12 protein-coding genes are annotated in these 12,368 nt (G+C 64.3%); 1 reads left to right on the top strand and 11 read right to left on the bottom strand.

Annotation, left to right across the window (positions count from 1 at the left end):
• Window position 1: 1 nt before the first annotated feature.
• The 6 genes from AC1TQG_RS17880 to AC1TQG_RS17855 form a co-directional block, all read right to left on the bottom strand.
• Window positions 2-502: a dihydrofolate reductase gene (locus tag AC1TQG_RS17880; RefSeq protein WP_482139165.1), complete on the bottom strand. Its 501-nt coding sequence runs from the start codon at window positions 500-502 to the stop codon at window positions 2-4.
• Window positions 503-507: 5 nt separating this feature from the next.
• Window positions 508-1,350, bottom strand: coding sequence for a thymidylate synthase (locus AC1TQG_RS17875; RefSeq protein ID WP_482139163.1), 843 nt, complete (start codon window positions 1,348-1,350; stop codon window positions 508-510).
• A gap of 121 nt (window positions 1,351-1,471) precedes the next feature.
• Window positions 1,472-1,924, bottom strand: coding sequence for a flavodoxin family protein (locus AC1TQG_RS17870; RefSeq protein ID WP_482139161.1), 453 nt, complete (start codon window positions 1,922-1,924; stop codon window positions 1,472-1,474).
• A gap of 15 nt (window positions 1,925-1,939) precedes the next feature.
• Window positions 1,940-2,413 (bottom strand): hypothetical protein, encoded by a 474-nt coding sequence (locus AC1TQG_RS17865; protein WP_482139159.1) that lies wholly within the window; start codon window positions 2,411-2,413, stop codon window positions 1,940-1,942.
• A 14-nt stretch (window positions 2,414-2,427) separates the two neighbouring features.
• Window positions 2,428-3,180, bottom strand: coding sequence for a 4-hydroxy-tetrahydrodipicolinate reductase (gene dapB / locus AC1TQG_RS17860; protein ID WP_482139157.1), 753 nt, complete (start codon window positions 3,178-3,180; stop codon window positions 2,428-2,430).
• 58 nt (window positions 3,181-3,238) lie between these two features.
• Complete coding sequence (locus AC1TQG_RS17855; RefSeq protein ID WP_482139155.1) at window positions 3,239-3,727, bottom strand: Lrp/AsnC family transcriptional regulator; 489 nt, start codon at window positions 3,725-3,727, stop codon at window positions 3,239-3,241.
• Between the two features lie 135 nt (window positions 3,728-3,862).
• Here AC1TQG_RS17855 and ald point away from each other — a divergent pair, with 135 nt between their 5' ends.
• Window positions 3,863-4,975, top strand: coding sequence for an alanine dehydrogenase (gene ald, locus AC1TQG_RS17850; protein WP_482139153.1), 1,113 nt, complete (start codon window positions 3,863-3,865; stop codon window positions 4,973-4,975).
• Here ald and AC1TQG_RS17845 read toward each other — a convergent pair.
• The 5 genes from AC1TQG_RS17845 to AC1TQG_RS17825 form a co-directional block, all read right to left on the bottom strand.
• Complete coding sequence (locus tag AC1TQG_RS17845) at window positions 4,958-6,826, bottom strand: putative nucleotidyltransferase substrate binding domain-containing protein (RefSeq protein ID WP_482139151.1); 1,869 nt, start codon at window positions 6,824-6,826, stop codon at window positions 4,958-4,960. The two genes, ald and AC1TQG_RS17845, sit on opposite strands and share 18 nt — an antisense overlap.
• Window positions 6,827-6,869: 43 nt before the next feature.
• Window positions 6,870-8,168: a M16 family metallopeptidase gene (locus AC1TQG_RS17840; protein WP_482139149.1), complete on the bottom strand. Its 1,299-nt coding sequence runs from the start codon at window positions 8,166-8,168 to the stop codon at window positions 6,870-6,872.
• A gap of 35 nt (window positions 8,169-8,203) precedes the next feature.
• Window positions 8,204-10,477 carry a polyribonucleotide nucleotidyltransferase gene (locus tag AC1TQG_RS17835; RefSeq protein ID WP_482139148.1) on the bottom strand — a complete coding sequence of 758 codons (2,274 nt, stop codon included), beginning with the start codon at window positions 10,475-10,477 and terminating at the stop codon, window positions 8,204-8,206.
• A gap of 353 nt (window positions 10,478-10,830) precedes the next feature.
• Window positions 10,831-11,100: a 30S ribosomal protein S15 gene (gene rpsO, locus AC1TQG_RS17830; protein WP_482139146.1), complete on the bottom strand. Its 270-nt coding sequence runs from the start codon at window positions 11,098-11,100 to the stop codon at window positions 10,831-10,833.
• A gap of 168 nt (window positions 11,101-11,268) precedes the next feature.
• Window positions 11,269-12,225: a bifunctional riboflavin kinase/FAD synthetase gene (locus AC1TQG_RS17825; RefSeq protein ID WP_482139144.1), complete on the bottom strand. Its 957-nt coding sequence runs from the start codon at window positions 12,223-12,225 to the stop codon at window positions 11,269-11,271.
• Between the last annotated feature and the right edge of the window lie 143 nt (window positions 12,226-12,368).

Below are 12,368 nucleotides of genomic sequence, written 5' to 3'. Positions count from 1 at the left end.
GTTACGCCCTGGCCGTGTATTTCAGGAAACGGTAGCGAAGACCGTTCCCGGATTCCTGCCACGGCTCATCGGCCGAGAGTTCCCAGCGCTGCGGCTCCAGATCTGGTGCCCGGGTATCACCATCGGGCACCTCGATATCGATTTCGGTGACGTAGACGATGTCAGCCAGATCCAGAGTGGCCCGGTAGATTTCACCGCCACCCATCACAAAGACCGTGGTGTCGAGTTCGCGCCCGGCGGCGATCGCCGATTCGACATCCGGAAAGCTGCGAGCGCCTTCGCCGAGCCAGTCCCGCTTCCGGGTGACGACCAGGTTTTCGCGCCCCGGCAGCGGACGAAACCTCGGCGGCAACGAATCCCACGTGCGACGGCCCATCACCACCGGATGTTTGCCGGTCACCTGCCGGAAGTACTTTTGATCTTCGGACAGCTTCCACGGCATGTCTCCGCCGCGGCCGATCACACCGTCGACAGTCTGGGCCCAGATGAGTGCGATGGTCACAGGTTCTAGACCGCCACCGGCGCTTTGATCCCCGGGTGGTACTTGTAGTCGAGCACCTCGATGTCCTCGTAGCGGTAGTCGAAGATCGAATCACGTTGCGCCAGAGCCAATGTCGGGTACGGGTACGGGTCACGGGAGAGCTGCTTGGTGACCTGTTCGACATGGTTGTCGTAGATGTGACAATCGCCGCCGGTCCAGACGAACTCCCCGACCTCGAGGCCGGCCTGCGCCGCCATCATGTGGGTGAGCAGTGCGTAGGACGCGATGTTGAACGGCACTCCGAGGAACAGGTCGGCGCTGCGCTGGTAGAGCTGGCAGGACAGTTTTCCGTCGGCGACATAGAACTGGAAGAACGCATGACACGGCGGAAGTGCCATCTGCGGGATCTCTCCGACGTTCCATGCCGAGACGATGTTGCGTCGCGAGTCCGGATTGGTGCGCAACATCTCGAGCGCAGCACTGATCTGGTCGATGTGCTCGCCCGAGGGTGTCGGCCAACTGCGCCACTGCACGCCGTAGACGGGTCCGAGTTCGCCGTTGGCGTCGGCCCACTCGTCCCAGATGGTGACGCCGTGTTCCTGCAGCCACCGCACGTTCGAATCGCCGCGCAAGAACCACAGCAGCTCGTAGACGATGGATTTCAGGTGCACCCGCTTGGTCGTGATCAGCGGAAACCCTTCAGATAGGTCGTAACGCAACTGGTGACCGAACAGGCTCCGGGTGCCGGTGCCCGTGCGGTCGGCCTTGGGAGTCCCCGTTTCCAGGACCAGCCGCAGCAGATCTTCATAAGGGGTCGGAATGTTCACCGCGTCGCTCACGGGCCCAAGTCTAAAGGGCGACGCCGACATCTCTGCACATCGCGGCCCCAGCCGCGCCTAGACAGCGACACTGGATCCGAGACAAATGCACCTGTTCCAGTCATTTGCACATGTTGCAACGTGTGTAAATGACTGGAACAGGTGCATTTGTCTACCCCATCAACTGCGCAGCAACCGTCGCCCCGAGTTCCCAGCAGGCTTCGAGATCGTCTTTGCTGGGTTTGCCCAACACCACAACGTATTCGGCGGCTTTGGACCAGCCCAGGCCCGTGGTGATGGAATCGACAGCCCGTTCGGCCCCTTCGGAGCCCTCGTTGCCGTGAAGGTAGAGCCCGAACGGTCGTCCGCGGGTCGAGTCGAGAATCTGGTAGTACGCACCGTCGAACGCATGCTTGAGCGCGCCGCTGATGTAGCCCAGGTTGGCGGGCGTTCCGAGTACGTAACCGTCGGCCTCGAGCATCTCGGCAGGTGACACCGTGAGCGCAGCCCGGCGCACCACGTCAACGCCGTCGATCTCGGGATCGCTCGCGCCGGACACCACGGCCTCGAACATCGCCTGACAATGCGGCGACGGTGTGTGGTGAATGATCAACAAACGCGACATCAACGCTCCCCTGTACTACGACTCGGATTCTTTCTCCTGCGCCACAGCACGTTTCATCATCTCGCGAGCACGGCTGCGGTCGCCGGCGTAGTCGTAGGCGCGTGCGATGCGGTACGTCGACCGCCAGTTACTCGGGTCGGCTTCCCACTCCGCCTTGACCTGAGCGAACAGCTCATCGGCGGCCTCACGTTCGATGCGACCCGAAGGACGCTTGGGCAGGGCCGAGACGTCGAGTTCATGACCCTCCTCGCGCATCCGGCGGGCCAGTCGCTGATGGGCGATACCGGACCGCAGCGCACCGACCACCATCCAGACACCGAGCAACGGCAGGATGATCACCCCGATACCCAGACCGATTCCGACCACTTCGCCAGTGGCCATCAGATCGACGGCACGAGTCCCCAGCAAGAAGAAGTAGAAGAAGAGCACCAGGACGAGTACAACGATCCCGATGACGATCGGCCGTGCGTCTTTCTGCTTCTCGCTCACCACCTCAGGCCCGCTCACAGGTCCATCAAGTCGTCGAGACCCACGGTCAGGCCCGGACGGTCACCGATCTCACGGACACCGAGCAGCACCCCCGGGACAAACGAGGTGCGGTCGATCGAGTCGTGCCGGATCGTCAGGGTCTCACCCTGTGTCCCGAAGAGGACCTCTTGATGGGCGACCAATCCGGCGAGCCGGACCGAATGCACGCGGACGCCGTCGACATCGGCACCGCGGGCGCCCTCGAGTTCGGCTGTGGTCGCATCCGGGCTGATCGGCACGCCGGCTTCGGCCCGAGCTTGCGCGATCAAGGCCGCAGTCCGGTATGCAGTACCCGACGGCGCATCGGCCTTGTGCGGGTGGTGGAGTTCGATCACCTCGACCGAATCGAAGAAGCGTGCCGCCTGCTTGGCGAATCGCATGCTCAGCACCGCGCCGATGGCAAAGTTCGGTGCAATCAGGACCCCGACTCCGGGCTTGGCTGCAAGCCAACCGCGAACAGTGTCCAGTCGCGCGTCGTCAAAGCCCGTCGTGCCGACAACCGCGTGGATCCCGTTCTCTATCAAGAACTTCAGGTTGTCCATCACCACGTCCGGGTGGGTGAAGTCCACCACGACAGAGGTCGAGGTCTCGACGAACCGCGACAACGGGTCGCCCTTGTCGACGCCTGCGCTGAAGTCGAGGTCTGCTGCGGCCTCGACACCCGCCACGATTGCCTGGCCCACTTTGCCGCCGGAACCGAGGACACCTACTTTGATCTGGTCAGTCACCCCGCCGAGTCTAGTCAGCTCGACGCGGCCACTCCGACCAGGGAGACCTGACATCCGATCAGAAGATCGGCGCCGAACCGCGAAGATGCTCGAACACCAGCGACGTGGTCGTTCCGGCCACCTCGGGCCGTGCATTGAGCGTCTCGATGAACTTTCGAAGCGCCTCGGTGTCCGCGGTGGCCACATGCAGAAGATAGTCGTCTGCCCCGGCCAGGAAAAAGACGTCGATGACCTCATCTTTCCGGCCGAGTTCAGCCACAAGTCGCCGGATCTGGCCACGCGCATCCGACTGCAGACTCACCGCGACCATGGCACGCAACGGCCGACCGACAGCAGCCGGATCGATGTCGGCGAAGAAGCCGCGCACCACCCCGATGTCGATCAGACGCCGGATCCGCCCATGGCATGTCGATGCCGCGATGCCCACCTCCGCTGCCAACGCACTGTTCGGCATGCGCGCGTCGACCTGCAGCAGGGCAAGCAGTCGCCGATCGATGTCGTCGAGCCCGGCCGCGCGGGCCCGAATATTGTTCGACTCAAGAGCCATCACGACCTCCAATCCCGCAACATCTTCACCAGAGACTACCTATTTGAGAATCTTTGTCACTGATCTTGCAGGCTTTCCGCTGTTTCTTCACCCTTGAAGTCAGGGCCGAGCCCCACCACTACCGAGGAGTCATTCATGCGCGTCGGCATCCCCCGCGAGATCAAGAACAACGAGTTCCGAGTTGCCATCACGCCTGCGGGTGTAGCCGAACTCACCCGCCGCGGCCACGAAGTGATCGTCGAACACGAAGCCGGCACCGGGTCCGCGATTGCCGACACAGATTTCAAGGAGGCCGGAGCGCAGATCCTCGGCACCGCCCGGGAAGTGTGGGAGCAGGCCGAACTGCTGCTGAAGGTCAAAGAGCCGATCGCCTCGGAGTACGAACTCATGCGCGAAGGCCAGACGCTCTTCACCTACCTGCATCTCGCTGCCGGCCGGGCCTGCACCGACGCCCTGCTGCAGTCCGGCACCACCTCGATCGCCTACGAAACCGTGCAGGAAGCCGACGGATCGCTGCCGTTGCTCGCCCCGATGAGCGAGGTCGCCGGACGACTCGCCCCGCAGGTCGGCGCCTACCATCTGATGCGCTCAGCCGGTGGCCGCGGCGTACTGATGGGCGGAGTCCCCGGAACCCTGCCGGCGAACGTTGTTGTCATCGGCGGCGGCGTCAGCGGAGTCAACGCAGCCACGATCGCGGTCGGGATGGGCGCAGAGGTGACGGTCTTCGACCTCGACATCAACAAGCTGCGGGCCATCGACGCGCGTTTCAACGGTCGGGTCCACACCCGTTACAGCACCAAGTTCGACCTCGACGAGGCAATCAAGCAGGCCGATCTCGTCATCGGAGCCGTGTTGGTCCCCGGCGCGAAGGCGCCGGTCCTGGTCTCCAATTCCCTGGTCGCACAGATGAAGCCCGGTTCCGTACTGGTCGACATCGCCATCGACCAGGGTGGCTGCTTCGAGGATTCCCGGCCGACCACTCACGACGACCCGACGTTCATGGTTCACGATTCGGTCTTCTATTGCGTGGCCAACATGCCCGGGTCAGTGGCCCGCACCTCGACGATGGCGCTGACCGGAGCGACCCTCCCCTACGTCCTGCGCCTCGCCGATCTCGGCTGGACCGAAGCCCTGCGGCGAGATCCGGCACTGGCCAAGGGTCTGTCCACCCATCAGGGTGAATTGCTCTGCGCGCACGTCTCCGAAGCTCTCGACATCCCGCTCGGCGTCTCACCCCTGCGGATCTGACCCGTCCGGCTCGGCCCATTGCCGGACCGACATGTAGTGGGACATATTGTCCATTCGCCGCTGGACTGCCGACACCTCACGGACCGCTTGTCCGACGAGGCTGCGGTCCAGCGGCGAAAGGCGTTGCATGGTCAGCACATCCGATGCCGCCTCACCATGATCGAGTTGCGCGACCTGGTAGGTCAGACGAATCTTCTGCAGCACCTCGAACACCTCGATGAGCGTGTTCGCGTTGTCTTCGCTGAGCATTGCGCTCCCGGCGGCCGCCGACAGCCGTCCGCGGGTTCCGAGTTCGGGACTCTGAACGCTCAGCGCTGCCCACCGGGCGATATTGATCACCGGAACCAGCGCATGACTTTTGATGTCGAACGTTCCACCCCGCCGCGCCAGCACGTCGCGCATCGACCGCAATTTCGCCTTGTACGACAGTGATTCGGCAAGCAGCAGCCGCATCGTCCCAGGGTGTCGGCGCAGATCACGGAACACCTCGGAGACCGCGGTCGCTCCCGGGTCACCCCAGATCGGACGGCCGTCGAGTAGCAACGAAGCCAGGATCATCCCCTTGTTGTCGAGCGGGGACTCGAGCCACTGTTCGGCAACCTCACGCCATTGGCTGTGGGTCCTGGAGAACAGCGGCATGTCCGCAGTGGCACCGTTGGTGTCTACGCCGAGTCCACTGCGGCGCAGCACTTCGCCGACGTCGGCGAACGCGGCACGGTAGGCGGCGATCCGTTCGGGATCGGACACCGACTCGTCGAATGAGACCGCAGAATCGACGTCTGAACTGAGCACCGACTCCCGACGTGCGTTGCTACCCAACGACAGCCAGGTCAGCGCGGCCGGATCGAGGTCGGGGCGCGAGGTCAGCTCGATCTCCAGAGCCCGCCGGACCACCGCGTCCGTCAGCACGGACAGGACCGCGGTCACCTCATAGGACGGCCGTCCCCGACGCAGGAGATCGGCTGCCACGTAGCGCATTCGCCGACCTCGCTCGGCCAACGTATCGAAAGAGTCGGCGCGCGCGATCTGTTCGCGAAGGGAGACACCGGCGCCGGCCGGTGCGTTGACGAAGTCCTCCGGAACCACCACACCGCGCAGCGTCCCGTGCGGGTCTGTCACCGGTATGCAGGTGACCCCACGGTCCAGGATGTCCACCAGGACATCGGATGCCGGGGTCGTCGTCAGTGCCGTGACCGCCGGATAGGACATCACCTGATGGACCGGCTGATTCAGGTCCGACCCGGTCGCCACCACGCGGGCGCGGATGTCACGGTCGGTCAGTACCCCGAACCGGCCGTCCGGACACGGGATCACGATATAGCCGCTGTGGTGTTCGGTGATCTTCTGCGCGGCCTGCTGGACGGTCATGTCGGCGGTCCCCACCACCGGCGGCGTCCGGATCAGTTCGTCGACTGTCCCGAAGTTGCTCACCAACGGTGAGTCGGCACGTTGCGCGACCGTGAGTTTGCGCGCCAGGAACTCCGCACCGGCCAGTGACGAGAAGACCGGGCGCACGGTGTGGCCCGGAATCCGGCAGACCCGGACCGGACCGGCCGCAAGTGCCAGCGGGCCGATGGACGATCCGGTGAGCATTCCCGAGTAGCCGAAAACACCGCCCGGGCCCAAGATCTCGTCGGGTCCGTCCGGTTTGTGATCGGGAGAGTTCCACAATTCGACCTGCCCGGAAACCACCACCGCAAGCTCTTCGATCGGCTCGGTGAAGCCATTCATGATCGTGCTGCCGGATCCGTGGTCTTCCATCCGCGACACGGCAGCGACCGTCGCCAACTCGTCGCCGGAGAGCGCATCAAAGGGCGGGTGCCCGGAGAGAAACTCGGCGATCGACGTCATGGCGCAATCGTGCCAGGTCGCCGGCCGCAGCGCGCCGCGCCCGTCAATTCACCAGCGAGGTCAATGACTTGGGTAGCTGGCGGTGGCTGCGGTATGGACCGATCACGGCCGCACCGAACGGTTGTCCGAGCAGTTCCCGAGCGACCCTGGTGGTGTCGGCAGCGTTCACACGGTCGATCTTGCGCAACGCCTCGTCGACCGTCATCCGCTTGCCGTAGTTGATCTCACCGCGACCATTGCGGTGCATCCGGGACTGCGAATCCTCCAGGCCCAGGACCATCGCCCCGCGGAGCGACCCCTTGGCACGGTCGAGCTCTTCTGCGGTGATCCCGTGTTCTGCCACCTCGGTCAGGATCGTGGTCATGACCGACGTGACCTCGGCGAGATGGTCGGGCGAGCAGCCCGCGTACACCGAGAACGCACCCACGTCGGCGAACGAGTCAACCGACGAATACACCGAATAGGCCAGTCCCCGCGATTCGCGAATCTCTTGGAACAGCCGGGAACTCAGTCCCCCACCCACTGCGGTGTTGAGGACCGACAGTGCCCATCGGTCGCCGCTGCCACGACCCGGCGCCCGCACGCCCAGCAACAGGTGCGCCTGCTCGGTGTCGCGATAGGACACCTCCAGCGTGGGTCGGCCGCCGATCGCTTTGGCACCCAATCGAATCGGTGCCGGTTTTGCTTCCTTGTCCAGATGTCCGGCGAACGTCGCCCGGGCCGCGGCAAGAACCTCGGCATGGTCGACGTTGCCCGCCACCGACAAAACCATCTTGTCGGGCGTGTAGCGGCGCTGGTGGAAGGAACGCACCTGCGTGCGCGTCATCGACGTGATCGACTCGGCCGAACCGATGACCGGCCGTCCGAGCGGATGATTGCCGTACATCGACGTCATGAACAGGTCGGCGAGCAGATCTTCGGGATCGTCGTCGCGCATGGCGATCTCTTCGAGGACCACCGCGCGCTCGATCCCGACGTCTTCGGTTCGGCATTCGCCCCGCAGGACGACGTCGGCGACGATGTCGATGGCTGTTGCCATGTGCTCGTCGAGGACATGGGCGTAGTAGCAGGTCTGCTCTTTGCCGGTGAAGGCGTTGAGCTCTCCGCCGATTGCATCGATCTGCTGCGCAGTGCTCGCCGCAGATCGGGTCGGCGTCGACTTGAACAACAGGTGTTCAAGGAAGTGTGCCGCCCCGGCAACCGAGGGCTTCTCGTCTCTTGATCCAACCGCGACCCAGAGTCCCACCGACGCCGAACGCACGCCAGGAAGATACTCGGTGACCACCCGGAGCCCACCGGGCAGTACGGATCTCCGTACTGCCCGGTGGGTAACTGAGGACACAGACTTATGCGTCCCGGTTAAATCTGCTGTGCGGCTCAGGCTTTCGCCTCTGTAGCAGCGTCGGTGGGAGCAGCGGGCTCGTCTTCGACGGGGACCAGGCTGATCTTGCCGCGATCGTCGATGTCGGCGATCTCGACGCGGATCTTCTCGCCGACGTTGACAACGTCTTCGACCTTGCTGATCCGCTTGCCCTTGCCCAGCTTCGAGATGTGGACGAGGCCGTCGCGGCCCGGGAGCAGCGAGACGAACGCACCGAAGGTGGTCGTCTTGACGACGGTTCCGAGGAACCGCTCGCCCACCTTGGGCAGCTGCGGGTTGGCGATGGCGTTGATCATGTCGATCGCGGCCTGGGCAGACGGTCCATCGGTGGCGCCGACGAACACGGTGCCGTCGTCTTCGATGGAGATGTTCGCACCGGTCTGCTCGGTGATCGAGTTGATCATCTTGCCCTTGGGCCCGATGACCTCGCCGATCTTGTCGATCGGAACCTTGACCGTGGTCACGCGCGGCGCGTACTTGCTCATCTCGTCCGGCTCGTCGATGGCTTCTGCCATGACCTCCAGGATGGTGTTCCGCGCGTCCTTTGCCTGGGCCAGAGCCGAGGCCAACACGCTCGAGGGGATGCCGTCGAGCTTGGTGTCGAGCTGCAGGGCCGTCACGAAGTCCTTGGTGCCTGCGACCTTGAAGTCCATGTCACCGAAGGCATCTTCGGCGCCGAGGATGTCGGTCAGTGCCACGTAACGGGTCTGGCCGTCGACCTCGTCGGTGACCAGGCCCATGGCGATACCGGCAACCGGCGCCCGCAGCGGCACACCGGCGTTCAGCAGCGACATCGTCGATGCACAGACCGAGCCCATCGAGGTCGATCCGTTGGAGCTGAGCGCCTCGGATACCTGACGGATGGCGTACGGGAACTCCGCGACGGTCGGGAGCACCGGCATCAGAGCGCGCTCGGCGAGTGCGCCGTGCCCGATCTCGCGACGCTTCGGCGAACCGACGCGACCGGTTTCACCGGTCGAGTACGGCGGGAAGTTGTAGTGGTGCATGTAGCGCTTGCTGGTCTCGGGTCCGAGCGAATCGACCTGCTGGGCCATCTTGACCATGTCGAGGGTGGTGACGCCCAGGATCTGGGTCTCGCCGCGCTCGAACAGGGCGCTGCCGTGTGCACGCGGGATGATCGCGACCTCAGCGGACAGCGAACGGATGTCGGTGACACCGCGTCCGTCGATCCGGAAGTGGTCGGTCAGGATGCGCTTGCGCACGAGCTTCTTGGTCAGCGAGCGGAATGCAGCGCCGATCTCCTTCTCGCGGCCTTCGAACTTGCCTGCGAGGTCGGTCACGATGTCCGACTTGAGCTGATCGGTCTTGTCGTCGCGCTCCTGCTTGCCTGCGATGCTCAGGATCTCTCCGAGACGCGCAGCGCCGGCAGCTTCGACAGCGGCAAAGACGTCATCGCCGTACGGCGGGAACAGCGGGAAGTCGCCGGTCGGCTTGGAAGCCTCGGCGGCGAGCTTCTGCTGTGCTTCACAGAGACGGGCGATGAACGGCTTGGCTGCCTCGAGGCCCTCGGCGACAATCGCCTCGGTCGGCGCCTGGGCGCCACCCTCGATGAGCTCGATCACGTTGTCGGTGGCCTCGGCCTCGACCATCATGATCGCTACGTCGGCGCTGTCTCCTTCACCGGAGACGATGCGGCCGGCGACAACCATGTCGAAGACTGCGCCTTCGAGCTGCTGAACGGTGGGGAATGCAACCCACTGGCCGGCCTTGTTCTCGTCGGTCGGGATCAGGGCGACGCGGACGCCACCGACCGGTCCGGAGAACGGCAGTCCGGCGATCTGGGTGGACGCAGAAGCCGCGTTGATCGCGACGACGTCGTACAGGTCCTTGGGATCGAGACTCAGGATGGTGACGACAACCTGGATCTCGTTACGCAGGCCGTCGACGAACGACGGGCGCAGCGGCCGGTCGATCAGGCGGCAGGTCAGGATCGCGTCGGTGGACGGACGGCCTTCGCGGCGGAAGAACGATCCGGGGATGCGGCCTGCGGCGTACATCCGCTCTTCGACATCCACGGTCAGCGGGAAGAAGTCGAACTGTTCTTTGGGGTGCTTGCCGGCGCTGGTGGCCGAGAGCAGCATGGTCTCTTCGTCGAGGTAGGCGACAACTGCGCCGGCTGCCTGCTGTGCGAGACGTCCGGTCTCGAAACGGATGGTGCGGGTGCCGAAGGTGCCATTGTCGATGATGGCGGTCGCTTCGGTGATCTCGTCGTCGTACTCCACAGCGTCTGTGCTGGTGACGTCGGTCATGTGTGGGAATCTCCTACTGTTGGCTTTCAGGTTCGCGACCGACCTGCAAACAGTCGGCCGGCTCGCGGGCAAACACACGCGAGTAGGCCCTGCGCCAGGAGAATGTGCGGCTGTCGCCGTGTGACGGCCGTCGATCGAAGCCGCCGGACGAAAATACCTACGTTCCGGGAGCCACTACCGAAGACCGCTCACCAGTGCGGACGCACAGACGAACATTTTCCTGACACAAAAGCCAAGCCGAGGATATCACTTGACATCCTCGGCTTTGACGATCTTGGGGTTTACATCTGTCCGGGCTGGCCGGTCAGACACGCTTTACCTGGCGAATCGCCGGGGCGAGTCGCCGACGGTAACTAGCGGCGCAGACCCAGGCGCTCGATCAGCGTGCGGTAGCGCTGCACATCGACCTTGGCGACGTACTTGAGCAACCGGCGGCGCTTACCGACGAGCAGCAGCAGGCCACGACGACTGTGGTGGTCGTGCTTGTGCTCTTTGAGGTGCTCGGTGAGATCGACGATCCGCTTGGTCAGCATTGCGACCTGGGCCTCGGGAGACCCGGTGTCGGTCTCATGCAAGCCGTACTCGGCGAGAATGGTCTTCTTTTCTTCAACGGTCAGTGCCACAAAAACTCCTGGTTATGACGATCGCGCGTGAGTGTGAGAACACCCGGCGATCTTTCGAACGCCGCGTGCACCGGTGCGGCCACCGCGAACCGCAGCGCACACCAACGAATGACTCTACCGGCGGCGTGACCGCCCGGCCAAATCGTCCGGGATCGGCGGTCAGCATGGCTACGGGAGCAGCAGGCGGGTCTGGTCCACATCTGCGGAGATCTGGTCGGTCAGGTTCGAGACCTCGTCGTACTTCACCTGACCGCGGATCCGGGCGACGAAGTCGACCGCCACGTGCTGGCCGTACAGATCGGCCGAGGTGTCGAGGACATACGCCTCGATGGTTCGGGTGCGGCCGGAGAACGTCGGGTTGGTACCCACCGAAACCGCTGCGCGGTAACTCTCCCCCGGTTCGACCTGTCCCACCACCGGACCGGCGCCGAGGACCGTGAACCAAGCGGCGTACACACCGTCGGCCGGGATCGCCGAATACATCGGCGGGGCGATGTTGGCTGTCGGGAATCCGAGGTCGCGGCCACGGCCGTCGCCGCGAACGACAACACCTTCGACGCGGTGCGGTCGTCCGAGCGCTTCGGTGGCGGTCGCGACGTCACCGGCGTCGACACACGATCGGATGTACGTCGACGACAACGTGACCGCATGTTCTCCGAGGAGTGAGACGGCCTCGACCTCGAAGCCGAACCGTTCACCGAACTTGCGCAGTGTGTCGACGTTGCCTGCGGCCTTCTTGCCGAACGTGAAGTTGTCGCCGACGACCACGACCTGGGCATGCAACCGCTCGACGAGCACCTCGTGCGCGAAATCCTTGGGTGACTGTGCGGCCAGGACGGGCGTGAACGGCATGACGCAAAAGACGTCGATGCCAAGTTCCTCGGCCAATTCGGCGCGACGCGTCAGGGTCGAGAGCTGCGGCGGATGGGTTCCCGGACGCACGACTTCGGCCGGATGGGGATCAAACGTCATCAGGACCGCAGGCACGCCACGTTCTTTGGCCGCCCGGATAGCCCTGGTGATCAATTGCGCATGTCCTCGGTGGACGCCGTCGAAAACGCCGATCGTGACCACACATCTGCCCCAGTCCGCGGGGATATCGTCGAGCCCTCGCCAACGCAACACCGCACAAGCGTACGACCCCGCACCGCCGGGTGCGACAGCGCACACTCCGTCCACGCGTCCAGACCCGGAAACGGCGCACTGTTGGTGCGGCAATGACACAGATCCCAGTCGGTCGTCATAAACTCGATCGGTGCCCTCCTCAG

It is taken from the genome of Williamsia sp. Y844, from assembly GCF_056786475.1.
Note: the sequence above shows the minus strand (reverse complement) of the source record. Positions and strands in the feature narration are given on the sequence as shown.